This window comes from Pseudomonas sp. NUPR-001, assembly GCF_052147955.1.
Taxonomy (GTDB): domain Bacteria; phylum Pseudomonadota; class Gammaproteobacteria; order Pseudomonadales; family Pseudomonadaceae; genus Aquipseudomonas.
This window is the reverse complement of record NZ_CP197353.1, coordinates 759,043-781,171: the sequence shown is the minus strand read 5'-3', so window position 1 is coordinate 781,171 and position 22,129 is coordinate 759,043. Positions and strand designations below refer to the sequence as shown.

The following is a 22,129-nucleotide window of genomic DNA, read 5'->3' as shown; positions in this document are numbered from 1 at the left end:
TGCAGTTTACAGCGTAGGCAAGCACAAGAAAGCTGGCTATCAGACACTATTCATAGACAAAGCCTCGGCAGCGTTGGCTGTCGAGGCTCTGGAGGGGCGGGGTCGATCAGAACTTGAAGTTTGCCGTCAGCTCGGCAGAGCGACCTGGTGCAACGGTGGCAAACAGCCCGACATGGGACGCATCGTAGATGGTTTCGTCGGTCAGGTTGAGCACGTTGAGTTGCAGGTCGAGGTTCTTGTTGACCTTGTAGCCAACCATCGCATCGTAGCGCCAGTAGTCATCGATGGTGACGGTGTTGGCGTCGTTCATGTAGCGCTCATCCATGTAGTTGGCGCCAGCGCCGACCGTCCAGCGATCGGTGAGGTCGTAGGAGCTCCACAGGCTGAAGCTGTTGGGCGCGATGAACTTGGACTGGTTGCCGTCGTTGCTGCCGTCACCACCCGATTTGACCACCTCGGCATCGAGGTAGGTGTAACCGGCCCAGACCGCCCAGACGTCGGTAATACGGCCAGTGGCGCCCAGTTCGACACCGGTGACTTTCTGGTCGCCATCGAGCGCCACCAGGCCGGTGGTTGGGTCGGTCACCCGCGCGTTGGTCTTCTCGGTGCGGAAGATCGCGGCGGTCAACGACAACTGCTCGTTGAACACATCCCACTTGGTACCCAGTTCTACGCTGCGCGCTTTTTCCGGATCAAGGTTGGCTTTGTTGCCATTGAGGTTACCGGCACCGGCACCATCGGCACCGCCCGACTGGGTGTTCTCACCCGACGGGTTGGAAGAGGTGCCGTAAGCCAGGTAAATGCTGCCGTTAGGCAGTGGCTTGAAGACCACGCCGAGCTGATAGTTCCACAGCTCGCTGGACGACTCGGCGCCGCCAGGAACTCGGTCCTTCACTTCATAGTCGTCGTAACGGATGCCCAGGTTCAGGTCCCACTGTTCATGCAAGCCCAGGGTGTCAAAGGCATACAGCGATTTGACTTCAGTCTGGTTCTTGCTGCTGACTTCGCCTGTACCCGGTCGCAGCGTCCAACCGCCATCGTGAGGGTTGGGATTCTCCAAGTCTGCGGGGCGACCGTTATTACCGGCATGCTTGTTTTTGTCGGTAATGGTCTCGCGGCTAACTTCCACACCTGTGGCATAGGTGTGCTTGATGTTACCGGTGTGGAAACTGCCAAACAGGTCGGTCTGGTTGATCACCGAAGTGTTAACCACATTGCGCTGGCGGAAACCGCGGCCAACCTGCCCGTTCTGTTCCTGCGCGACGTTGGCAAACACCGGCCGGCTCATCACGTAGTTCTGCATACTACGACCACCGCGCAAGGTGTTGCGCAACTTCAGTTCATCACTAAAGTCATGCTCGACCATCAACGTAGCCAGATCAGCAGAGGTTTTCTGGAAATCACGATCGACCAAACCGTAGAAGTTGTCACGGTCAACATCGGCTGGCTTATTGGTAATCAGGGAAATCGGGTGGCCCTGATCCGGAATGTCATCGGTTTCATAGTGATAGTAGCTGGCCGTCACGCGGGTCGGCCCTTGCAGCCCCCAGGTGATGGTTGGGGCGATACCCCAGCGCTTGACCTCGACATCATCACGGCCTGGTGTATCGGCCTCGTGCTTCATCGCGTTCAGGCGGAAGGCAATGTCCTGGTCGGGCAGGTACTGGTTGATATCAATGGTCTCGCGCCACAGCTGGTCAGTACCCATGGTGATACTGCCGCCGATGGAGTCTTCCATCTTCGCCGACTTGCTCACCAGGTTGATGGTGCCACCAGTCGACCCCCGGCCGCTGTAGGCAGAGCCCGGGCCTTTGACGATCTCGACCGATTCGACGTTGAACGCTTCATGGGACATCCGGCCGAGGTCACGCACGCCGTCGATCTGCAGGTCGGTACTGGATTCGAAGCCACGAATGAACGGGCGATCGCCCAGCGGTGTGCCACCCTCGCCAGCGCCCAGGGTGATACCTGGGGTGGTACGCAACACATCAGTCAGCGACTTGAAACTACGCTCTTTGATCAACGCTTCATTAATGATGGTGATCGACTTAGGGGTTTCAAGCAGCGGCGCGGTGAACTTCGGCGATGACATTTCATCGACTTTAAATGTTTCGTGATGTTTACCGGTGATCGCAGTTGCATCCAGTTCCAATGCTGTTCCCGGCTTGCTAGCGGACGTATTGGAAGTGTCCGCAATACTTGCCGAAGACCAGGAAGCCACCGCCAGACCCAGCGCAGTGTAGAGATGACCTGATTCTGAACGACGTGTTGTTTCAGCCTTATATGCCATTAGTAATGTCACCATCAGAAAATGATGCGCAATACTATTTACGAGCAATTATCAGATGAAGTGTATTTACATAATTTACGCGGAGTAACATATTATTTCGCAGCGCACATTAAGTTACATATATTCAGTTACATATATCTAGTTACAAGTTAACTTGTGCACTATTCATCAATACAAGCCATCGCTCTGACAGCGCATACCAAGCTGCGTTCAATTGTTCTTCGCAGACAGCCCACGGTAGGGCCCGCTCGCGGTTATGCCGGGCAGACTTTTTTCACATCCACTTCACCTGCTCTCCACGTGCAGCCGCCTAAAGTGCTGCCACGCTCGTAGCCCCCGCCTCTGTCATGGGTGCTCGATTCGATTCCGCGTTATGGAGTAGCAGCATGTTGCCGAGCGCAACCAAGAACCCTGTCCTGTCCCCAGCCAAGCGACGACGTTTGCTCTCGTTCAAAACGATGTTGCTTGGCCTGTGCGTCGTGTTCGCATTAGCCATCCTCACCACTTGGGCTTCAACGAGAACTCAAATTGTGGACTTGGGCAGTGACAATCAAATGCACAACAGTGGTGTGTACCGTGAGTGGTCCAAAGGCGCAGTAATCGTGCTGATCCGTCACGCCGAGCGCTGTGATCGGTCGAACGACGCCTGTCTCAACGACCCGAGCGGGATCACGGTGGCCGGAAGCGAAGCGGCGAAAGGCGTTGGCAACGGCTTGCAGCAACTGGGCATGCAAGGCACCGAGGTGCTGAGCAGCCCCGAGGTGAGGACCCGCCAGACCGCACACTTTATCTTCGGCAAAGCCATCAGCAGCGAAGACTGGGTGAAAGCGTGCGACAAGGACTTCGCCGACACCGCCCTGGCGCACAAATCGCCGCAGCACAATCTGGTGCTGGTGACCCACAGCGGTTGTATCGACCATATGGAGCGCCAACTGAAGGTGCCCGGTGGCTTGCGCTCAAGCGACTATGCCAGTGCGCTGTTTATCTCTGTCGCCGCTAACGGCAAACCGAGAATTCTCGGCCAGATGAACGCCAACGAATGGCAAAAACTGCTGGTCAGCACAAGGACATAAGCATGCAAGCCGGCACACGCAAAGCCTACTACCTGCTCAATCTTGGCGTTCCACTGGTACTGGCCATGGTTGTGTTCATGCTCTTTGACCTCACCCATCTGGACAGGATGATCAGCAACCTGCTGCTCGATCCTGCCACCGGCCAGTTTCCTCTGTTGCATAACCAATGGTTTGAAAAAGTTACCCACAAGTGGCCGCGGATCCTGCCGAACTGGACCGGTGAAGCCGCCATCATCGGCGCATTGCTGTCTTGCCTTTGGCCACTGCTGGCCAAGCGCCCGACGCTGGCCAACAACCTGTTCCTGGAAAAGTCGCGCATCGCCCCACTGCTGCGCTTCACCACTCGGTATCGGCGCGACTTTTTTTTCGTAGTAGTGGCCTTTGCCCTGAGTACCACGGTAATTCACTACCTGAAAAGCCACACCAGTGTGTACTGCCCGGTCGAAACCACGCTCTACGGCGGTGAGCACTTGCGTGTCGAGTGGTTCGAGAACTTCAGTTGGTTCAACAAGGCAGGGGACGGTCGTTGCTGGCCGGGCGGCCATGCTTCCAACGGCTTTACCCTGTTGGCCTTGTACTTTGTGGCCAGACGCCATCGCTGGCAGCACGCCCGCAAGCTGCTGGTTGCCATCCTGTTGATTGGCTTGATCTACGGCACCACGCGGGTACTGCAGGGCTGGCACTATATGTCTCATACCTTCTGGGCCGGCATCTTCGTGTGGCTGTCCAGTTGGCTCAGCGCACTGCTGTTCTATGGTCGCAAAGCGCTGCAAGCACCAGCGCTGCGCCGGTCACAGGCAACACGAACAACAGCGCTCAGCGCCATGCCAGCATCACTACGCCCAGAGTAACCAGGCTGATGCCCGCCCACTGACGCAGGTCGAGTTTTTCACCCAGCAAGGTCACTCCCAACACGGCAACCAGCACCACACTGAGTTTATCCACAGGGGCCACCTGTGACGCCTGGCCTAATTGCAACGCACGGAAGTAGCAAATCCAGGACGCACCGGTGGCCAACCCGGAGAGCACCAGAAACAGGTAGCTGCGTGGCGAAATCGAACTCAACGACTGGTATTGGCCGGTGGCGTAAAGAATCAGCGCCAGGCTGATCAACACCACCACCGTGCGTAACAAAGTGGCGAAATCGGAGTTGATACCGCTGATGCCGACCTTGGCGAAAATCGCGGTGAGTGCGGCAAATACCGCCGAAAGAAGCGCCCAGAACGTCCAGGAAGCGAGCATGGTTGTGCCTTAGGTAAAAAAGTCGTGCCTCTTACAAAGTAGCGTAACGGTGAGCGCAACTGGCAAGATCGAGATCTATCTTGTTCAAGTACCTGCCATGCCGCTGCCGCTGATTTACCACGACGACTACAGCCCGGAATTTCCTGCCGAGCACCGCTTTCCGATGGACAAGTTCCGCCTGTTGCGCGACCACCTGGTCGACAGCGGCCTGACCACCGACCAGGCGCTGCTGCGCCCACAGATCTGCCCGAACGATATTCTCGCCCTGGCGCATGATCGCGGGTACATCGAACGCTACATGAATGGCGAGTTGTCCCGCGAAGACCAGCGCCGCCTCGGTCTGCCCTGGAGCGAAGCATTGGCGCGGCGCACCGTCAGGGCGGTGGGCGGCTCCTTGCTAGCGGCCGAGCAAGCCTTGCAGCACGGCATCGCCTGTCACCTGGCGGGCGGCACCCACCACGCCCACTACGACCACCCGGCCGGTTTCTGCATCTTCAATGACCTGGCAATCATCAGCCACTACCTGCTCGAAGCCGGGCGGGTTCACAAGGTATTGATCTTCGACTGCGACGTGCACCAGGGCGATGGTACCGCGCGGATTCTCCAGAACACCCCGGATGCGATTACCGTGTCGTTGCATTGCGAGCAGAATTTCCCGGCGCGCAAGGCCCACAGCGACTGGGACATTCCCTTGCCCCGGGGCATGGGCGATCAGGCCTACCTGAAGGTGGTGGAAGACGCCCTCAACTACCTGTTACCGCTGTACCGCCCGGATCTGGTGCTGTACGACGCCGGCGTGGATGTGCACAAAGACGACGCCCTCGGCTACCTGCAATTGACTGACGAGGGCGTCGCGGCACGTGATGAATTGGTACTGCGTCAGTGCCTGGGCAGGGATATTCCGGTGGTTGGCGTCATCGGCGGTGGTTACAGCAAAGACCGCCAGGCCCTGGCACGCCGCCACGGTATTCTTCATCACAGCGCCAGCCGGGTACTGGGTTACTCACAATGACTGTGGAGCCGCCTGTGGATAACCTGCGTGAAAGCCACTGCAGCCCTTTATTGGCCTGGGCTTGAAGCAACTGCTCATTTTTTGTTCAGTGTTTCCGCTGGCCTTGCTGAGGTAGAATGCCGGCTCTTTTTCCAGCCTGCAGCCGACCATGACCGACACCCGCTCCACCCGCCGCCCACACGTTGCAATTATCGGAGGCGGCCCGGCCGGGCTGATGGCCGCCGAAGTGCTCGGCCAGGCCGGGGTTGCGGTAGACCTGTATGACGCCATGCCTTCGGTGGGACGCAAGTTCCTCCTGGCCGGGGTCGGCGGCATGAACATCACCCACTCCGAAGCCTACCCTGCGTTCATCTCGCGGTATGCCGAGCGCAGCGGTGAAATCGCCAGGTTGCTGGAACACTTCGACGCCGATGCCTTGCGGCAGTGGATTCACGGGCTGGGCATTGAAACCTTTGTCGGCAGCTCTGGCCGCGTGTTTCCCCGCGACATGAAAGCCGCCCCGCTGCTGCGCGCCTGGCTCAAGCGCCTGCGCGAAATCGGCGTAGTTATCCACACCCGGCACCGTTGGCTTGGCTGGAACAATGACGGCAGCTTGCGGCTGGCTTATCCACAGGGTGAACTGACCCTCACGCCTGACGCCACGCTGTTGGCCCTGGGTGGCGGCAGTTGGGCACGACTGGGCTCTGATGCGGCGTGGTTGCCCTGGCTTGTGGATAAAGGCGTACAGGTCGCGCCCTTGCAAGCGGCCAACAGCGGCTTCGAAGTTCACGCCTGGAGTGACCTGCTCAAGAGCAAATTCGCCGGTGCCCCACTGAAAAACATCGCCCTGAGCCTTGCTGGGCAAACCCCGCGCCTGGGTGAATGCATCGTCACCGCACAGGGGCTTGAAGGCAGCCTGGTGTATGCCTGGTCGGCGCAGATCCGCGAAGCGATCAACCGCGCGGGCAGCGCCACGGTGCTGCTCGATCTGCTGCCTAACCGTTCTGTGGATAACATTCACAAGGCCCTGAGCAAGCCTCGCGGCTCACGCTCGATGGCCAAACACCTGCACAGCCAGCTGGGCCTGGATGGGGTCAAAGCTGCGTTACTGCGCGAACAAACCGATGCCCAGACCTTCGCCGACCCGGCCTTGCTGGCCCAGGCGATCAAGGCCCTGCCGATTGTGCTGGTGCGCCCGCGCCCGCTGGATGAAGCGATCAGCAGCGCAGGTGGCGTTACGTTTGAAGCGATGGATGAACACTTGATGCTCAAGGCGCTGCCGGGAGTGTTCTGCGCCGGGGAGATGCTGGACTGGGAAGCGCCTACCGGTGGCTACCTGCTCACAGCGTGTTTTGCCAGTGGGCGCCAGGCGGGGTTTGGTGTGCTGAACTGGATTGCGGGCCTGTAGGAGCGGGCTTGCCCCGCGATCGCGGTGTGTCAGGCAAACCGCGATCGCGGGGCAAGCCCGCTCCTACAGCTACTTCAAGGCTTACGCTTGCGCGGCCCGGTATTGAAGGTCGGCACTTTGCGCACCGGCTTGGCCACTGGCGCCGTCGCCGTCTCTGCGCTGTCCATCCAGCGCCCCAGGCTGCGCTTGCTGCTGCTTTCCTTGGGCTTCTTCGGTTTCTTCGGCTTCTTCAGCACCTGCCCACTGGCATCAGTCATCGGCACTTTGTGATCCGGAATAAAGTCCGGCTCTTCATGGCGCGGCAAGGTTTTGCGCGTCAGCATCTCAATGGCTGAAAGCAGCTGCACTTCATCAGCGCACACCAGCGAGATCGCCTCACCGGTATTCCCCGCACGCCCAGTACGGCCGATACGGTGGATGTAATCTTCAGCCACAATCGGCAAATCGAAGTTGACCACCAATGGCAGGTCGTCGATATCCAACCCCCGCGCAGCAACGTCGGTGGCGACCAGGATCTGGATCTCACGCGCTTTGAAACTGTCCAGCGCACGCTGGCGGGTTGCCTGGGGCTTGTCACCATGAATGCCGTCGGCGTTCACGCCCTGGCCACGCAGGCGCTCGACCAGTTGATCAACACCGTTACGCGTCTTGGCAAACACCAGCACCTGCTTCCAGCGTTGTTTGCGCAGCAGGTGGCTGAACAACTCCGGCTTGCGCTTCTTGTCCACCGGCACAATCCACTGTTTGACCGTGCTGGCAGTCACGTTGCGCGGGCTGACTTCGATGCTCAGCGGATCGTTCAGGGTTTGCCCGGCCAGCAGGCGAATCTCGTCGGAAAAGGTTGCCGAGAACAGTAAGGTCTGGCGTCGCGCTGGCAACGCGGCATACACCGCGCGCAGCTCTTCGGCAAAGCCCAGGTCGAGCATGCGGTCAGCTTCATCGAGTACCAAGGCCTGCAACTGATTGAACTTCACCGCGTTCTGGCGGAACAGGTCCAGCAGACGCCCCGGCGTGGCCACCAGCAGGTCGATGCCTTTACGCAGTTTCATCATCTGCGGGTTGATGCTGACGCCGCCGTACACCGCATAGGTGCTCAACGGCAGGTGTTCGGCGTACTCGCGGATGTTGCTGTGTACTTGTTCCGCCAGTTCGCGGGTCGGTACCAGCACCAGGGCACGCACCGAGTTGCTGGCAACCTTGGCGCCTTCCAGGGTCAGGCGTTGCAACAGTGGCAGGGCGAAGCCTGCGGTTTTGCCGGTACCGGTCTGGGCTGCGGCCATCAGGTCACGCCCTGCCAGCACGGCAGGAATGGCCTGGGCCTGGACCGGCGTCGGGGTGTTGTAGTCCAGGCGCTCAAGCGCGCGCAGCAAGGGTTCAATCAGGCCGAGTTTGGCGAATGTCATAGCAGTACCGTCAGGGGAGTTCAGCAATGCCGGCAGTTTACCTTGTTCAGCCTGCTGCTTCCTGACAAACCGCTGCTACTTGCACAGCTCGCCCTCTACTGGCGCTTGCGGCTTGCTGGCGACAGTGGCTGGCTTGCGCCACTGCGGCAAACCGATCAACACCACCGCACCGATGATCACCGCCATCGCCACGCATTCCTCAAAGCCAATCTGCTCGCCGGCAAACAGAATGCCCAGCAACACCGCCACGGCCGGGTTGACGTAGGCGTAGCTGGTAGCCGCCGCCGGGCGCACATGCTTGAGCAGGTACATGTAGGCGCTGAACGCCAGGATCGAGCCAAAGAACACCAGGTAGGCCAACGCGCCCCAGCCCGCCGCCGTGGGCATTTGGGTCATGCGTTCACCGCTGAGTGCGCTGCCTATCAACAAGGCAGCGCCACCGACCAGCATCTCGGCGGCACTGGCCATCGGGCCCTGAGGCAGCGGCAGGCTTTTGCTCCACACCGAGCCGAACGCCCAGGACGCTGCCGCAAACAGGATGAGTGCCGCGCCCATAGGGCTGGCCTGCAGGTTCGAGCCCAGGTTAAGCATGGCAATACCGATCAGCCCAAGGAGGATCCCAGCCCACTCCAGGCGGGTGTTGCGATGCCCCCAGAACAGGCCGAACAACAGGGTGAACAAGGGCACGGTCGCGACGGCCAACGCAGCCACTCCGGAGGCCACGCCAGCATGCTCGGCAAGCGTCACGCCACCATTGCCACAGCTGAGCAACAGCACACCGATAATGCCAGCGGCACGCCACTGCGGCCAGGTCGGTGCGGGCACGCCGCGCCAGCGCAGAAAGCCATACAGCAGCGTACCGGCAATCACAAAGCGCACACCCGCCATCAGCAGCGGCGGCCAGGACTCGACACCAATACGAATGACCAGGTAAGTCGAGCCCCACACCAAATACAACGCAAGGAAGGCGCCGATCAAAACCAAGGGGAAACGACGAGGGGCAGGCATGGGGGGCTCGAATTTTGTTGGTCGGGGGGTTAGTTTAGAAAGCCATACGCGCAAACATAAGTTACAAAACCTGTTTAAAAGAGCCGTACACTTTTGAAAGAACGGTTCTTAAGGCTATACACCTTCGAATAACAAGTCGCCTCAGGAAACCCATGGACAAGTACGATCGAATGCTCCTCAGCGCCTTGCTGGAAAACGGCCGCGCCTCCTTTGCAGAGCTCGCGCGCAAGGTCAATCTGTCGGCTCCGGCCGTTGCTGAGCGGGTTGCCAAACTTGAGGCCAGCGGTGTCATTACCGGCTACAAGGCCAACGTTGACCTGGAAAAGATCGGCCTGCCCATCCGGTGTGTGATTGAACTGCGTCTGGCTAGCCATGGTAATCAGCAGGCATACGAAGCCCTTACGCAAATCCCACAACTGACCGAGTGCCATCGGGTGACCGGTGATCCCTGCGTGATCATGCAAGCGGCGGTGGGCTCGATGCCGGAACTGGAGGCGCTGATCAACCGCGTTGCGCAGTTCGGCTTCAGTAAAACCTCGATCATTCTCTCCAGCGCGGTGGAGCGCCGCGTGCCGTTGAGCCACCTGGAGCACAACGGCAAGAAGGCCTAGCGGTAGCTCTTCAGCGCCTCGGCAATCTTCGCTGCAGGCACCTTTTGCAGGCTGCAGAACACGTTGTGAGACACGGCACTGACGCCCTGTTCACGCAACTGCCCGGCCAGGTGCTGGGCCAGGTTGGCAGCCATTTCGGCATCGGCCATCGCCCGGTGAGCGGTACCGGTATCAGGCAGGCCAGCCCAGCGCGTCAAGGTGCCGAGTTTGTGATTGGGCGCCGCCGGCATCAGGCGCCGGGCCAACAGCATCGAACAGGCAAAGCGCTGGCTGCGGCTGCGGCCGATCTGCGCCAGTTCGTAGTCCCAGAACTTCTGGTCGAACGAGGCGTTGTGCGCCAGCATCGGGGTATCGCCAACGAACTCGGCGACTTCATTCATTACCTGCTCAACGGGTGGTGCACTGCGCAGCATGGCGGTGGTGATACCGGTCAAGCTGGCCACGAAAGAAGGTACGGGCAAACCGGCATTCATCAAACTCTGGTAGCGCTCGACAATACGCCCCCGCTCAAGCATCACCACCGCCACTTCGGTGGCACGGCAGTTGGCACCCGGCGAGATACCGGTGGTTTCAAAGTCGATAACAGCAATACGTTCCAAACCTGAACCTCAGAAAAACTTAGTGGCGCAGCAACAACGCGCCCTCAATGGGCACATAACGACTGGCGGCGCGAATCAGCGAGTTGGCGGTCAAGCCCGGTACACCGTAGGCCACCGCTTCGATGCCGTGACGGCTGATGACCCGCTCCAGCAACAGATCGAAATCGCCGTCGCCAGAAGCCAGTACCACCTCATCGACCCTGGCCGCTGCATCGATTACATCCAGGGTGATGCCGACATCCCAGTCACCTTTGGCCGAGCCATCGCTGCGCTGGATGTAAGGCTTGAGTTTGACGGTAAATCCGAGGTTACGCAGGATCTGCTGAAACTGCTGCTGTTTGCTGTCGCCGCGATCGATGGCGTAGGCGACCGCTTCGACAATCTGCCCACGCTGGCTGATCTCGGCCCACAACGCGGCATAGTTGAAATGACAACCATAGGCCTGGCGCACGGTGTAGTAGAGGTTCTGCACATCGGCGAACACCGCGATCTTCTTCACCGTTCTTCCTCATGGCGCCGTGGCGCGGTTGCCGGCCACCGCACACCGGGGCCATTTTGGCGCCCAGTATGCCAGCCTGGAGGCGGTGCGGGTATGCGTACTCAGACGAAGCTGTCGTCGCCGTCGAAGAATCCGCCGCCGTCGCTGCCGTAGTCAGTGTCCATAAAACCGCCCTGATCGTTGCCGTAGTCGCTGTTGTCGGCAGTCAGGCGTTGCTCATCATTGCTGCCCCAGCCGCCGCTGTCGCTGGCAGGTGCGGGCTCTTCCTTGATCACCTCGACCACTTCTTCAGGTTGTGAGTGATGGTTGAACAGGCTGCTGATGCCCTGCGCCAGCATCACCCCGCCCGCGACGCCAGCTGCCGTTTGCAAGGCGCCGCCAAGGAAGCTGCTGGCACCACTGCGCGCCGGGGCCTGCGCAGGTGCGGCATTGAAACCTTGCTGCGCGGCGGCCGCGCTCGGGTTGAAGCCGCGTGCCGGCTCACGCCAGCCGCCAGCGCCAGGTGTACTGGCCGGTGCTTGCGCCTGAGCCGGTTGAGGGTCACGGGTACCACTGCCGAAGATATTGGAAAGAAACCCCCCGCTGCTATTCGAGGTGGTAGCTGCCACCTGCGCCTTGGCCTGTTTGAGTTCGGCCTGCAGTTGCTTGTTCTGCTCATCCAGCCGCTTGAGCGCAGCCTCCTGAACCAGAATCGCCTGCGCCATGTAGTAAGGCGCCGCCGGTTGTTGCTGCAGGTGCTCGGTAATCCGTGCCTGGGCCTGTGCATCACGCGGAGCAGCCGGATCCTCGGCTTGCCTGAGCCGGCCAAACAGGCCATCGATCAGGGTTTGTTCTTCACTGTTCATGGGCAACCTCACACTAGAGCCGGGGAATTCAGGCCTACCGAAAATGGGGTTTCAGCGGCGCAGATTCAACACAAGGCGCAATGAAACTTTCTTCAGATTAAGGGCTGGCTGGGCTAAAGTTACGCCCTGCTTTTTTTCAAAATGATATCGACCGATGAATCCGCTCAGTATTCTGCGTGACTCCCTGTATTTTTTCCGCCGCCACCTGCTGAGCATTATCCAGCTGTGCTTGCCACTGGTGGTGCTCGAAGCACTCTGCAACCAATGGCTGTATCAGCAAGTGGGTAAAGAGGCCTCACAGGCCTATGGCATGTTGGCCAGCCTGGTGTTCTACCCACTCTACAGCGCGGCCCTGATTCTCTATCTCGACACCCGCAGCAACGGCTATACACCGCTCAAGCGCAACCTGCTGGCCATGGCCCTGCGTCTGTGGCCATCGTTCGCCCTGATGATCATGCTCAGTTCGCTGTTGATCATTGCTGGCGCCGCGCTGTTCATCCTCCCGGGGATCTGGGTAATGATCAACCTGACATTTGCCGAGTACCTGCTGGTGCTACGCGGCCTGAAGCCACTGGCGGCCATGCAGGCAAGCTTCCAGATGACCACCGGCAATTTCTGGCGAATCCTGACCTGCGTACTTGGCGTCCTCGCCCCGCTGTGGCTGATCGACGGCTTGAGCCAGATGCTGGTACCGGAGCCAACACCGCTGATGGAACTGGCCCTCGACAGTGGCAATGGCTTCCTGCAGTTGTTCAGCACCGTGGTGATGTTCCGGCTGTTCATGCTGATCAGCGAGACGGCTGAAAAGCGGCCTGAAGCCTGAGCTGATCCGGAAACCTTTCGGTCTCCCATCTGCGCATTTACCGGACACACAATGCGCGCACTGCAGCTGACTGCTGCTGTGCGCACATCCGGAAAATACACAGAGAAGGACATCACATGACCGACACTCAGGACGCCCCCCTGCACGCCGAAGAACTCTCGACGTTTCTGGGCAGAATCTACATGCTGAAAGCGGGCCGTGAAATCCCGCTGCGGCTCAGCCAATCCAGTGACAAATTCAATTGGGGCTTTACGCCTGAAGATGACTGGCTGCAGGCAGGCGGAACGCAAAAACCGCCCCTGTTCGAGTTCGTCTTCCATTCACAAACTGAAAACCGCCTGCACTTCAATATTTCCGGCACGGGTCGTAAAGCCACGAAGAAACTCGGGGCCAGCCGCAACGGCTATCTGGGGCTATATGAAGTGTCAGAGGTCACAGACTACTGGAAGCTTGAGCCACTGAACTGGACTGAAAAAGGTCTGGTTTGCCGTTGGCGCGATCACCTGGGCAATCTTGTCAGGGCGATCCCAGACACCCCTCATTTCGATCAGGGCACCTTCTACCTATTGAACGTCACCGAGGGTGACGTTCATGAGTTTCTGGTCAAGCGTGTCGACTGATAAAACCGTTAAAGGCGCTGACGTTGGCTGAGGTTAACGTCAGCGCACTAGCACTCAGCAACGCTCACTAGCGACCCGCACCACGCGGTTTAGCCCGCGCCGTCGCTTCTGCCACCAACGGATCGTCCGGCCAATAGTGCTTTGGATAACGCCCCTTCAAATCCTTCTTCACTTCGGCGTAGGTGGTGCGCCAGAAGTTGGCCAAGTCCTGCGTCACCTGCACCGGACGGCGCGCCGGGGACAACAGGTGCAGTAACACCACCTGACGGCCCTGGGCGATGCGTGGCGTGTCGGCCAGGCCGAACAGTTCCTGCAGGCGCACTGCCAGCACCGGTGGCTGCTCACTGTAGTCCAGGCGGATGTTCGATCCCGAAGGTACGCTCAAGTGCACCGGTGCCCATTCGTCCAGGCGTTGCGGCAACGGCCAGGGCAACAGATTGCGCAAGATCGACGACAAGTCGAGCTGAGCGAAATGACTCAGGCGGGTGACCTTGCCCAGGTAAGACTGAAGCCAGTCTGGCAAGCTTGCCAGCAGTGCCGTGTCACTCAGGTCCGGCCATTCGCTGCTCGTACCGGACTGAAGGTCCAATTGGCGCAACAGCGCCACCCGTGCCTGCCATTGGCGTAGCTCAGGCGTCCAGGACAACAGCTCCAGGCCCTTGCGTCTGACCAGTTCCAGCAGCGCCTTGGCGCGCGCATCCTCATCCAGCCCGGTCAAGGGTTCACGGCTGAGCACCAGCTCGCCAACCTTGCGTTGACGTTCGGCGCGCAGGACGTTTTCGCGTTCATCCCAGTCGAGGAGATCGACATCATTGACCTGTTCGGCCAATACACCGTCGAACAAAACAGGGTCGAATTCGGCGGCCAGGTAGATACGCTCCTCGCGCTGTCCCTGACGGCTGCCCAGGTCAGCAACCACCAGCCACGGGCACTTCATCAGCGCATCCGCCTCAGCAAACATTGCCGCCCGGCCATTGGCCAGACGGTATTCGGCGCCCCCGGCACGGCGTTGCTGGGCCACCCGGTCGGGATAGGCCAGCGCCAACAACGCGCCCAACCAGCGGGCGTGCTGCGGGTCGGCAACGGCTGAACGCGCTTTGCCCCGCAAGTAACCTCGGTACTGTCGGGCCAGTTGCCGGGCGCGTTGCACCCCACCCTGTCCGCCTTTGCTCGCGCGGGTTTCACCGCTGAGCAAGGCAAGGCGGCTGTGCAGATCAGCACCGCCGCCACGCAGAATGTCGCGTTCACCCAACAGCGCAGCCACATCGCAGGCCATCTCCGCCAGGCCCAGATCCTGCCCGCGCAACAACAGATGGGCGATACGCGGATGCGCCGGCAGCTCGGCCATGGCCTGACCGTGCTCGGTCAGCGCGTCCTGAGCGCCAGCCTTGAATGCGCCCAAACGGCGCAACAGATCCAGCGCCTGTGCATACGCGGCGGCGGGCGGTTGATCCAGCCAACACAACTGCTCCGGGGTAACGCCCCAGCGCGCCAGTTGCAAGGCCAGGCCGGCGAGGTCGGCCTGAAGAATTTCGGCACTGCCGTAGGCGGCCATCTGTTCGTGCTGGGTCTCGGACCACAGTCGGTAACACACCCCCGGTTCAAGCCGCCCGGCGCGACCGGCACGCTGAGTGGCACTGGCGCGCGAAATGCGTTGGGTATCGAGGCGGGTCATGCCGCTGCCTGGATCGAAACGCGGTACACGCGCCAGCCCGGCATCAATCACCACCCGCACGCCATCAATGGTCAGGCTGGTCTCGGCAATGTTGGTTGCCAGCACCACCTTGCGCTTGCCCGGTGGCGCGGCATCGATAGCGGCGCGCTGGGCGTTGAGCTCAAGCACACCGTGCAACGGGCACAGCAGAAAGTCCTGACGCTCGCCCAGCGCGTCTTGCAGTGACTGATGCACCCGACGAATTTCGGCTTGGCCTGGGAGAAACACCAGCACACTACCCGACTCATCGGCAATCGCCTGCAAGACCGTGTCGACCACCCGCGGCTCGATGAATTCGCCCGGTTGAAACGGCCGCCCCCAGCGCACATCGACCGGGTACATGCGCCCTTCACTGCTGATCACCGGCGCCTCACCGAGCAAACTCGACAGGCGTTCACCCTCAAGCGTTGCCGACATCAACAGGATTTTGAGCGGCGGCTCATCACGCAGCAGTTCGCGGCCATTGAGACTCAGGGCAAGGGCAAGGTCGGCATCGAGGCTGCGCTCGTGGAACTCGTCGAAAATCAGCAGGCCAACGCCCTCCAGCGCCGGATCGGCCTGCAGACGGCGGGTGAGGATGCCTTCGGTGACCACTTCGATCCGGGTATTGGGACCAACTTTGCTGTCCAGACGTATCCGGTAACCGACCGTTTGCCCGACCGCCTCGCCCAACTCACTGGCCAGCCGCTCGGCTGCTGCACGCGCGGCCAGGCGGCGTGGTTCCAGCATAAGAATGCTCTGCCCCTGCAGCCACGGCTCATCGAGCAAGGCCAGGGGGACGCGGGTTGTTTTGCCGGCGCCGGGTGGCGCTTCCAGCACCGCCTCATGGCGCTGGTTCAGCGCTTCACGCAAGGCTGGCAGTACGGCATCGATCGGTAACGAAATCATGGTGGCCCTCAAACAATGCGCCGAGTATAACGGCGAACCGAGCCTGCCCTATCATGGTCTTAGCTGTAGCTACCGGCTCTTTGCCTGTATCGTTGTGGCCTTCATTCCGGAGATATCCATGCGTATTCCTTCTCGCGTCATTGGCGGCGTTCTGATCACCACTCTGCTGACCCAGCTATCGGCCTGCGGCACGATTTTCTACCCTGACCGACGCGGTCAGATCGAAGGCAAGATCGACCCTGTGGTTGCCGCGATGGACGCCATCGGCATCCTGTTCTACGTACTTCCCGGCCTGATCGCCTTCGGTGTCGACTTCGCCACCGGTGCTATTTACCTGCCCGGTGGCCGCTCGGCCCAGGTCGCCCCGGAAAAGCTCAACCAAGCCATTACCGCAGACGGCAAGGTCGACAACAGTAAACTGCAGGCTATCCTCGAAAGCGAACTGGGCCAGAGCCTGCCGTTGAACGACCCGCGCCTGATCCAGCACAAAGGCAGTGTCGAGCAACTGGCGATGTATGGTCTGAAGCCCGCCGCATGAGTAGCCACAGGATGTCGCTGGCAGCATGAATTCTTCGGCTGAACACCAACGCCTGCTGCGCCTGGCCACCCGTGCCTCACTGGCCGTGGCCAGTATTCTGATTCTGACCAAGGCGGTGGCCTGGTGGCTCAGCGGCTCGGTGAGTCTGCTGGCGGGCCTGACCGATTCGGCACTCGATGGTGTCGCCTCGTTCCTCAATTTGCTCGCCGTGCACTACGCCCTGCGCCCGGCCGACGACGATCATCGTTATGGCCATGGCAAGGCCGAAGCCATGGCGGGCATGGCACAGGCGCTGTTCATTGCGGTGAGCGCGGTGTTGATCGGCGTGCAAGCGGTTGAACGGTTACAGAATCCCCAGCCACTGGGCGACACCGCCATCGGTATCGCGGTGATGCTGCTGTCGCTGGCACTGACAATCGCCTTGTTGATGCTGCAGGCGCGGGTCATCCGCATTACTGGCTCCACAGCGGTGCGTGCCGACTCGCTGCACTACCGCTCCGATCTGTTGCTCAACGGCAGCATCCTGCTCGCCCTGGTACTGGCCCGCCTCGGCTGGCCACAACTGGACGCTTTCTTTGGTCTGGGCATTGCCCTGTACATCCTCTGGAGCGCGCTGCAGATTGCCCGGGAAAGTACCTCGATCCTGATGGACCAGGAACTGCCGGGCGACATCAGCGAACAGATGCTGACGCTGGCCTGCGCTGTGCCTGGCGTGCGCGGCGCACATGACCTGCGTACACGGGTTTCTGGAAGTCATTGGTTCGTGCAACTACACCTGGAGCTACCCGGCGACCTGCCGCTGACCCAGGCCCATGAGCTGTGCGACCGGGCGGCGGCGGCGATACATGGCAAATACCCCAAGGCCGAAGTGCTGGTACACGCCGATCCCGTGCCCTGAATACCTCTTCGGTAGGAGCGGGCTTGCCCCGCGATAGCGGTCTGTCAGTTGAATCGCATCGCGGGGCAAGCCCGCTCCTACCGAAGGCGTTCATACATGCAGCAGCGACAATTCGCGACACCGTAGGCGTTTTCTGTCAGACCGATCTGAATCATACTTCCGACGCCGTTGCTCTGTTGTGCCCGGCCCTGCTGGGGCCTAGGCTGCTGCCGTCACTGGAAAATCCAGCGATCGGATTTAGCAGTCCGAATTTGACAAAGAACTACGGACACCACTGTTATGGCGGCTGTGCGTGGGGCACTTTCGAGTGCGCCGGTTTCTCTGTCCCGGTCTGCTAACCCGCGTACAGCTGCCACCTTATTCGTTTAGCAGCGAATGTTGGCAGCGCCACTGACAGAGGTTATTTATGAAAAAAATCGTCCCCGATCCCCCCACTCTCAACCTTGCCAACGCCTCCACAGCCAACACTCCTTTCGGCACCAATCACATGTTCAACATACGCGCTGGCATTCCCGCCGAAGAGGCGCTGCTTCACGCCTGCCAGCTACTGCGATTTGCCGAAGCCACGGTCAGCGATGCAGTTGATCACCTCACGCTCAACGACCGCTCGATTGTCTCTGGCGCCGGCCAACATATCGAGACAGCGCGTGCGCTGATTGATGCAGTGCTTGATGGCGTCGGTGTGCAACGGATCTTTGTTCCCGATTAGGGGCACAGTAGGAGCGGGCTTGCCCCGCGATAGCGGTCTGTCAGTTGAATCGCATCGCGGGGCAAGCCCGCTCCTACCGGGTTGTCAGTTGATGCTGTAGCCGCGGCCTTTCAGGCAAGCCCCCAGCGCCCGCGGATAGTTGCCCGATCCTTGCTGCTGCGCCCAGCGATCACATTCATAACGGTCCCGATCCTGTTGTTCAGGGCTCTGCCCTGCAGCAGGATAGGCTATGGCGTCGGCGGCGCTACCCGGCGGGCTCACCACGCTGTATTCGCGGCTGTCTTCCAGGTACTGGTAATAGGTGTCTGCCGCAACGAAGTACAGCACGCCATTAATCCTCACTTGTCGCGCATAGCCCGGCAGCTGGTTGATCCGAACGCCATAAGGCGGCGTTACCACAACAAACTGCGGCCCCTGTGGACGGTACCAATACCCCCCGGAGTAGAAGTAGTCCTTGCCCCGATAAGGCACACGCCAGTACTGATCGGGAAATCGATCAACAACCTGCCCTGGCCGATAGTGGTGGTGCCCTTCATTACGCCGCGGGATGTCCTGGTAATAGCCGGGGCGTGGCGTTTGGGTCTGGCGCACTTCGTCCGGGCGCGACTGCAAAGGCGAACCGCCCTGCTCCTGGGCCACTACAGGCAGCGCCAGGCTCGCACACAGCACTGCCAAACATCTCACTCGCAACTTCATAGCGGTTCTCTTGGGCCATGATCGACACCAGCTTATCGGCCGCGCCCGAAAAAATCGCAGGCAATAAAAAAGGGAGACCCTGGGGTCTCCCTTCGAGAATTTTGTCCGTGCTCGACGCTTGTGACGTCGGCTCACCTCACGCTGTCTTGTGGACAGTGTGTAGCCCGGGGGCCGAGCACAACCCTGTTGGGTTGCTGGCCGCAACAGCCCAGATATGGCCTGCTGCAGTGGACTGATGTCCGGGCAGTGATTCTGTGTGTAAGCATAGGGCTAGAGCGGCAGCAGAGGATTGCGAAGATTGCTCAATCAAATATCACTTGCGCAATTTTTACCCACGGATTGATAATTCAACGCAATCGAAATAGAAAAGGCATGTTCCATGAGCAAACTGGACCGCTACGACCTGAGCATTCTTGCTGAATTGCAGCGCGATGCGCGTATCTCCAACCAGGAACTGGCCGAACGCATCGGCCTGTCACCGTCGCCCTGCTCGCGACGGGTCAAGCAGTTGGAAGACGACGGCTATATTGCGCGTCAGGTCGCCCTGCTCGACCGCAAAAAGCTCGGTTTGAGCCTCACCGCTTACGTGCTGATCGGTATGGACCGCCACACCCCTGAGCGTTTCGAGGCGTTCGAAACGGCGATCCGCAATTTGCCGCAAGTGCTGGAGTGCAGCCTGGTGACCGGGATGGATGCCGACTATCAGCTCAAGGTGGTGGTCCCCGACATGGACCACTACCAGAAGCTGTTGCTAGGGCATCTGACCCGCATCGAAGGGGTCACCAGCGTGCGATCCAGCTTTGTCCTCAACCAGGTACTGGCCAGCACCGAACTACCGTTGACGCACCTGCGTTAGTCAGACCGGAAAGTGGGGCGTATAATCGCGCGCCTCAACCTGCCGGAGAGAATCGATGGATCCTGCGTTGTTCGAAGAGTGGATGATGACCATCCTGGTCACCATCCTGATTGGTTTCATGGGCTTTATTGTCTGGGACCTGGCGAAGAAATCCAAAGCCGGCAAGTTCGGCACATTCATTCTGTTCTTCGTCCTTGGCCTGGGTGTCCTCGCCTTCATCATCAAAAGCGTGGTCATCGGCTATATCGAAGGCGTTTAACGCCTGGCCGGTACTTCCCGCCACTGCCCCTGATCAAGACCGTCCAGCGTCCAGTCGCCGATCCGCACCCGTACCAGGCGCAGGGTCGGCAGGCCGACGGCAGCGGTCATGCGCCGCACCTGACGGTTGCGCCCTTCCTTGATGACCAGTTCCAGCCAGCTGGTTGGCACGCTTTTGCGAAAACGCACCGGCGGATTGCGCGGCCATAGCTGCGGTTCTTCAAGCTGCCGGGCCTGAGCGGGCAAGGTCGGCCCGTCATTGAGCTCGACGCCATCGCGCAAACGCTGCAGCTGTTCTTCGCTCGGCTCACCTTCCACCTGAACCCAATAGGTTTTCGCCAGCTTGTGCTTCGGGTCGGCAATGCGCGCCTGCAACTGGCCATCGTTGGTCAGCAACAGCAAACCTTCACTGTCACGGTCCAGACGCCCGGCGGGGTAAACGCCCGGCACATCGATGAAGTCCTTCAGGGTCGCGCGCCCTTCTCCGTCGCTGAACTGGGTCAGTACATCAAAAGGCTTGTTAAACAGGATCAACCGCGGCTCGGTCGGCGGCGCCTTGGCTTGGCGACGCGGACCGGCGGGTTTGGCCGCGCCATGGCGCGGCTTGGAGCGAGGGGGTAACGACATGGGGCCTCAGCGGAACGGCGGCTCGTCAAAACTGCGCAGTTTACGCGAGTGCAGCGAATGCAGCTCGGTGCGCAGCAGGTCCAGTGCGGCGATACCGATTTTCAGGTGCTGGCTGACCGCCCTGTTGTAGAAGGCGTTGGCCGCGCCGGGCAGTTTGATTTCACTGTGCAGTGGTTTGTCGGAAACGCACAGCAAGGTGCCGTAAGGTACACGCAAACGATACCCCTGGGCGGCGATGGTGCCGCTTTCCATGTCGACCGCTACCGCCCGCGACAGGTTGATCAATGGACGCTCCTGGGCCCAACGCAGCTCCCAGTTGCGATCGTCGTAAGTCAGTACGGTACCGGTGCGCAGGCGCTTTTTCAGCTCGTCGCCGCGCTCGCCGGTGACTTGCGCCGCCGCTTCCTGCAGGGCCATTTGCACCTCGGCCAAAGCCGGGATAGGGATATGCGGCGGCACCACCCGGTCCAGAATGCCGTCACGGCGCATGTAAGCGTGGGCCAGCACATAGTCGCCAATGGTCTGCGACTGACGCAGCCCGCCGCAGTGACCGATCATCAGCCAGCAATGCGGACGCAGCACCGCCAAGTGGTCGGTGATGTTCTTGGCGTTGGACGGGCCAACACCAATGTTGACCAGGGTAATGCCGTCGCCATCGGCGGCAATCAGGTGATAGGCCGGCATCTGGTAACGGTGCCACACCACACTCGCCACCAGCGCCTGGGCCTCACCGTTGTCCATGCTTTTTTCGATGAGCACATTGCCCGGCAGCACCATGCGCACAAAGCGCGGGTCCTCGCGCAGTTGCTCAAGACCATGCATGACAAACTGGTCGACATAGCGATGGTAGTTGGTCAGCAGGATCCACGGCTGCACATGGCGCCAGTCGCTGCCGGTGTAATGCACCAGGCGACGCAGGGAGAAGTCCACACGCGCCGCATCGAACAACGCCAGCGGCAGCGGATCGGCATTGGCCCAGTCATGCAGGCCATCGGCGATGCCATCGGTGGCGGCAGACAGGTCGGTGCTGGGGAACACACGCGCCAGCGCCGCAGCGGTAATACCGCTGCCCGCCAGTTCGTCGCCCTGCTCGACCACATAAGGGTACGGAATGTTCTGCTGACTGACGCCGACCTCAACGGTAACGGTGAAATCACGCATCAGCGGTTTGAGTTGCTCCAGCAAATAACCACGGAAGGCCGCGGGCTGAGTCACCGTGACACTGTAAGTGCCCGGTGTCTGGACCTTGGCGTAGGCACGCGTGGTGGCGGGCACTTCCCCGTGGTACTCGTAAGTCAGGCGTAATTCCGGGTAGCGAAACAGTGCCCGCTCATCGGCATCGGGCTCGGTGCGGTCCTTGAGGTAGCGCTTGAGCGCCTGACTCAGGGCTGCGGTGGCTTTCTCGTGCAGGGCCGCCAAACGCTCGACGGCCTGCTCGGCGGTTTCTACGACAACGAAGGCTTCATCAGTACGGCTCACAATGTACTTCCTGTCTGACATGCATGCCTCCATCTTGCCTACTTATTCAGGCAA

Annotated in this window: 23 protein-coding genes; 12 read left to right on the top strand and 11 right to left on the bottom strand. The window is 60.3% G+C overall.

From position 1 onward, the window contains the following. Window positions 1–106: 106 nt before the first annotated feature. Window positions 107–2,290, bottom strand: a complete 2,184-nt coding sequence (locus ACP6KB_RS03670) for a TonB-dependent receptor (RefSeq protein ID WP_442112094.1) — start codon at window positions 2,288–2,290, stop codon at window positions 107–109. A 386-nt stretch (window positions 2,291–2,676) separates the two neighbouring features. On the opposite strand from ACP6KB_RS03670, the gene ACP6KB_RS03665 reads away from it, so the two are divergent. Continuing rightward, window positions 2,677–3,363: a histidine phosphatase family protein gene (locus ACP6KB_RS03665; RefSeq protein WP_442112093.1), complete on the top strand. Its 687-nt coding sequence runs from the start codon at window positions 2,677–2,679 to the stop codon at window positions 3,361–3,363. 2 nt (window positions 3,364–3,365) lie between these two features. Next, on the top strand, window positions 3,366–4,214 hold the full coding sequence (locus ACP6KB_RS03660) for a phosphatase PAP2 family protein (protein ID WP_442112092.1): 849 nt from the start codon (window positions 3,366–3,368) through the stop codon (window positions 4,212–4,214). Here the strand turns inward: ACP6KB_RS03660 and ACP6KB_RS03655 are convergent. Next, window positions 4,180–4,605, bottom strand: a complete 426-nt coding sequence (locus tag ACP6KB_RS03655; protein WP_442112091.1) for an EamA family transporter — start codon at window positions 4,603–4,605, stop codon at window positions 4,180–4,182. The two genes, ACP6KB_RS03660 and ACP6KB_RS03655, sit on opposite strands and share 35 nt — an antisense overlap. A gap of 97 nt (window positions 4,606–4,702) precedes the next feature. Here ACP6KB_RS03655 and ACP6KB_RS03650 point away from each other — a divergent pair, with 97 nt between their 5' ends. After that, a complete protein-coding gene (locus tag ACP6KB_RS03650; protein ID WP_442114251.1) occupies window positions 4,703–5,617 on the top strand; it encodes a histone deacetylase family protein in 915 nt (304 codons plus the stop codon). Window positions 5,618–5,765: 148 nt separating this feature from the next. After that, window positions 5,766–7,004, top strand: a complete 1,239-nt coding sequence (locus tag ACP6KB_RS03645; protein ID WP_442112090.1) for a TIGR03862 family flavoprotein — start codon at window positions 5,766–5,768, stop codon at window positions 7,002–7,004. 74 nt (window positions 7,005–7,078) lie between these two features. On the opposite strand, the gene ACP6KB_RS03640 is transcribed toward ACP6KB_RS03645, so the two are convergent. Together ACP6KB_RS03640 and yedA are read right to left on the bottom strand one after the other, a co-directional pair. Beyond that, a complete protein-coding gene (locus ACP6KB_RS03640) occupies window positions 7,079–8,407 on the bottom strand; it encodes a DEAD/DEAH box helicase (RefSeq protein WP_442112089.1) in 1,329 nt (442 codons plus the stop codon). A gap of 75 nt (window positions 8,408–8,482) precedes the next feature. Continuing rightward, window positions 8,483–9,415, bottom strand: a complete 933-nt coding sequence (yedA, locus tag ACP6KB_RS03635; protein WP_442112088.1) for a drug/metabolite exporter YedA — start codon at window positions 9,413–9,415, stop codon at window positions 8,483–8,485. Window positions 9,416–9,567: 152 nt separating this feature from the next. Here yedA and ACP6KB_RS03630 point away from each other — a divergent pair, with 152 nt between their 5' ends. Beyond that, a complete protein-coding gene (locus ACP6KB_RS03630) occupies window positions 9,568–10,026 on the top strand; it encodes an Lrp/AsnC family transcriptional regulator (RefSeq protein ID WP_442112087.1) in 459 nt (152 codons plus the stop codon). Here the strand turns inward: ACP6KB_RS03630 and ACP6KB_RS03625 are convergent. The 3 genes from ACP6KB_RS03625 to ACP6KB_RS03615 all read right to left on the bottom strand — a co-directional run bounded on the left by ACP6KB_RS03625 (window position 10,023) and on the right by ACP6KB_RS03615 (window position 11,969). Beyond that, on the bottom strand, window positions 10,023–10,625 hold the full coding sequence (locus tag ACP6KB_RS03625) for a 3'-5' exonuclease (protein WP_442112086.1): 603 nt from the start codon (window positions 10,623–10,625) through the stop codon (window positions 10,023–10,025). The two genes, ACP6KB_RS03630 and ACP6KB_RS03625, sit on opposite strands and share 4 nt — an antisense overlap. A 19-nt stretch (window positions 10,626–10,644) precedes the next feature. Next, window positions 10,645–11,124: a LabA-like NYN domain-containing protein gene (locus tag ACP6KB_RS03620; protein WP_442112085.1), complete on the bottom strand. Its 480-nt coding sequence runs from the start codon at window positions 11,122–11,124 to the stop codon at window positions 10,645–10,647. 101 nt (window positions 11,125–11,225) lie between these two features. Further along, window positions 11,226–11,969 carry a DUF2076 domain-containing protein gene (locus ACP6KB_RS03615; RefSeq protein WP_442112084.1) on the bottom strand — a complete coding sequence of 248 codons (744 nt, stop codon included), beginning with the start codon at window positions 11,967–11,969 and terminating at the stop codon, window positions 11,226–11,228. Window positions 11,970–12,123: 154 nt separating this feature from the next. Between ACP6KB_RS03615 and ACP6KB_RS03610 the strand changes: the two genes are divergently transcribed. Continuing rightward, the gene (locus ACP6KB_RS03610) at window positions 12,124–12,792 is read left to right on the top strand and encodes a hypothetical protein (RefSeq protein WP_442112083.1); all 669 of its coding nucleotides are present in this window, start codon (window positions 12,124–12,126) and stop codon (window positions 12,790–12,792) included. A 116-nt stretch (window positions 12,793–12,908) separates the two neighbouring features. After that, on the top strand, window positions 12,909–13,412 hold the full coding sequence (locus tag ACP6KB_RS03605; RefSeq protein WP_442112082.1) for a hypothetical protein: 504 nt from the start codon (window positions 12,909–12,911) through the stop codon (window positions 13,410–13,412). Window positions 13,413–13,479: 67 nt separating this feature from the next. On the opposite strand, the gene hrpB is transcribed toward ACP6KB_RS03605, so the two are convergent. Continuing rightward, window positions 13,480–16,014 (bottom strand): ATP-dependent helicase HrpB, encoded by a 2,535-nt coding sequence (hrpB, locus tag ACP6KB_RS03600; RefSeq protein WP_442112081.1) that lies wholly within the window; start codon window positions 16,012–16,014, stop codon window positions 13,480–13,482. A 118-nt stretch (window positions 16,015–16,132) separates the two neighbouring features. Here hrpB and ACP6KB_RS03595 point away from each other — a divergent pair, with 118 nt between their 5' ends. The 3 genes from ACP6KB_RS03595 (at window position 16,133) to ACP6KB_RS03585 (ending at window position 18,159) form a co-directional block, all read left to right on the top strand. Continuing rightward, a complete protein-coding gene (locus ACP6KB_RS03595; RefSeq protein WP_442112080.1) occupies window positions 16,133–16,552 on the top strand; it encodes a polyribonucleotide nucleotidyltransferase in 420 nt (139 codons plus the stop codon). A 25-nt stretch (window positions 16,553–16,577) separates the two neighbouring features. After that, on the top strand, window positions 16,578–17,450 hold the full coding sequence (locus ACP6KB_RS03590) for a cation diffusion facilitator family transporter (protein ID WP_442112079.1): 873 nt from the start codon (window positions 16,578–16,580) through the stop codon (window positions 17,448–17,450). Window positions 17,451–17,856: 406 nt separating this feature from the next. After that, complete coding sequence (locus ACP6KB_RS03585) at window positions 17,857–18,159, top strand: DUF6124 family protein (RefSeq protein WP_442112078.1); 303 nt, start codon at window positions 17,857–17,859, stop codon at window positions 18,157–18,159. An 84-nt stretch (window positions 18,160–18,243) separates the two neighbouring features. Here the strand turns inward: ACP6KB_RS03585 and ACP6KB_RS03580 are convergent, their stop codons facing one another. Further along, on the bottom strand, window positions 18,244–18,855 hold the full coding sequence (locus tag ACP6KB_RS03580; RefSeq protein ID WP_442112077.1) for a DUF6515 family protein: 612 nt from the start codon (window positions 18,853–18,855) through the stop codon (window positions 18,244–18,246). Between the two features lie 379 nt (window positions 18,856–19,234). On the opposite strand from ACP6KB_RS03580, the gene ACP6KB_RS03575 reads away from it, so the two are divergent. Both ACP6KB_RS03575 and ACP6KB_RS03570 read left to right on the top strand, forming a co-directional pair. Further along, window positions 19,235–19,711 carry an Lrp/AsnC family transcriptional regulator gene (locus tag ACP6KB_RS03575; RefSeq protein ID WP_045182667.1) on the top strand — a complete coding sequence of 159 codons (477 nt, stop codon included), beginning with the start codon at window positions 19,235–19,237 and terminating at the stop codon, window positions 19,709–19,711. A 55-nt stretch (window positions 19,712–19,766) separates the two neighbouring features. After that, window positions 19,767–19,970, top strand: a complete 204-nt coding sequence (locus tag ACP6KB_RS03570; RefSeq protein WP_403048742.1) for a DUF2788 domain-containing protein — start codon at window positions 19,767–19,769, stop codon at window positions 19,968–19,970. Here ACP6KB_RS03570 and ACP6KB_RS03565 read toward each other — a convergent pair. Both ACP6KB_RS03565 and amn read right to left on the bottom strand, forming a co-directional pair. After that, the gene (locus ACP6KB_RS03565; protein ID WP_442112076.1) at window positions 19,967–20,596 is read right to left on the bottom strand and encodes a pseudouridine synthase; all 630 of its coding nucleotides are present in this window, start codon (window positions 20,594–20,596) and stop codon (window positions 19,967–19,969) included. The genes ACP6KB_RS03570 and ACP6KB_RS03565 overlap by 4 nt on opposite strands. 6 nt (window positions 20,597–20,602) lie before the next feature. Next, the gene (gene amn, locus ACP6KB_RS03560) at window positions 20,603–22,108 is read right to left on the bottom strand and encodes an AMP nucleosidase (RefSeq protein ID WP_442112075.1); all 1,506 of its coding nucleotides are present in this window, start codon (window positions 22,106–22,108) and stop codon (window positions 20,603–20,605) included. Window positions 22,109–22,129: the final 21 nt, after the last annotated feature.

What these genes read in the sequence shown, in the direction of transcription:
- ACP6KB_RS03570 (WP_403048742.1), top strand. Translation starts at nt 19,767, where the DNA reads ATGGATCCTGCGTTGTTCGAAGAGTGGATGATGACCATCCTGGTCACC.
- amn (WP_442112075.1), bottom strand. Translation starts at nt 22,108, where the DNA reads ATGGAGGCATGCATGTCAGACAGGAAGTACATTGTGAGCCGTACTGAT.
- ACP6KB_RS03650 (WP_442114251.1), top strand. Translation starts at nt 4,703, where the DNA reads ATGCCGCTGCCGCTGATTTACCACGACGACTACAGCCCGGAATTTCCT.
- ACP6KB_RS03660 (WP_442112092.1), top strand. Translation starts at nt 3,366, where the DNA reads ATGCAAGCCGGCACACGCAAAGCCTACTACCTGCTCAATCTTGGCGTT.
- hrpB (WP_442112081.1), bottom strand. Translation starts at nt 16,014, where the DNA reads ATGATTTCGTTACCGATCGATGCCGTACTGCCAGCCTTGCGTGAAGCG.
- ACP6KB_RS03585 (WP_442112078.1), top strand. Translation starts at nt 17,857, where the DNA reads ATGAAAAAAATCGTCCCCGATCCCCCCACTCTCAACCTTGCCAACGCC.
- ACP6KB_RS03615 (WP_442112084.1), bottom strand. Translation starts at nt 11,969, where the DNA reads ATGAACAGTGAAGAACAAACCCTGATCGATGGCCTGTTTGGCCGGCTC.
- ACP6KB_RS03610 (WP_442112083.1), top strand. Translation starts at nt 12,124, where the DNA reads ATGAATCCGCTCAGTATTCTGCGTGACTCCCTGTATTTTTTCCGCCGC.
- ACP6KB_RS03640 (WP_442112089.1), bottom strand. Translation starts at nt 8,407, where the DNA reads ATGACATTCGCCAAACTCGGCCTGATTGAACCCTTGCTGCGCGCGCTT.
- ACP6KB_RS03595 (WP_442112080.1), top strand. Translation starts at nt 16,133, where the DNA reads ATGCGTATTCCTTCTCGCGTCATTGGCGGCGTTCTGATCACCACTCTG.
- ACP6KB_RS03580 (WP_442112077.1), bottom strand. Translation starts at nt 18,855, where the DNA reads ATGAAGTTGCGAGTGAGATGTTTGGCAGTGCTGTGTGCGAGCCTGGCG.
- ACP6KB_RS03630 (WP_442112087.1), top strand. Translation starts at nt 9,568, where the DNA reads ATGGACAAGTACGATCGAATGCTCCTCAGCGCCTTGCTGGAAAACGGC.
- ACP6KB_RS03605 (WP_442112082.1), top strand. Translation starts at nt 12,909, where the DNA reads ATGACCGACACTCAGGACGCCCCCCTGCACGCCGAAGAACTCTCGACG.
- yedA (WP_442112088.1), bottom strand. Translation starts at nt 9,415, where the DNA reads ATGCCTGCCCCTCGTCGTTTCCCCTTGGTTTTGATCGGCGCCTTCCTT.
- ACP6KB_RS03575 (WP_045182667.1), top strand. Translation starts at nt 19,235, where the DNA reads ATGAGCAAACTGGACCGCTACGACCTGAGCATTCTTGCTGAATTGCAG.
- ACP6KB_RS03665 (WP_442112093.1), top strand. Translation starts at nt 2,677, where the DNA reads ATGTTGCCGAGCGCAACCAAGAACCCTGTCCTGTCCCCAGCCAAGCGA.
- ACP6KB_RS03645 (WP_442112090.1), top strand. Translation starts at nt 5,766, where the DNA reads ATGACCGACACCCGCTCCACCCGCCGCCCACACGTTGCAATTATCGGA.
- ACP6KB_RS03565 (WP_442112076.1), bottom strand. Translation starts at nt 20,596, where the DNA reads ATGTCGTTACCCCCTCGCTCCAAGCCGCGCCATGGCGCGGCCAAACCC.
- ACP6KB_RS03670 (WP_442112094.1), bottom strand. Translation starts at nt 2,290, where the DNA reads ATGGCATATAAGGCTGAAACAACACGTCGTTCAGAATCAGGTCATCTC.
- ACP6KB_RS03590 (WP_442112079.1), top strand. Translation starts at nt 16,578, where the DNA reads ATGAATTCTTCGGCTGAACACCAACGCCTGCTGCGCCTGGCCACCCGT.
- ACP6KB_RS03655 (WP_442112091.1), bottom strand. Translation starts at nt 4,605, where the DNA reads ATGCTCGCTTCCTGGACGTTCTGGGCGCTTCTTTCGGCGGTATTTGCC.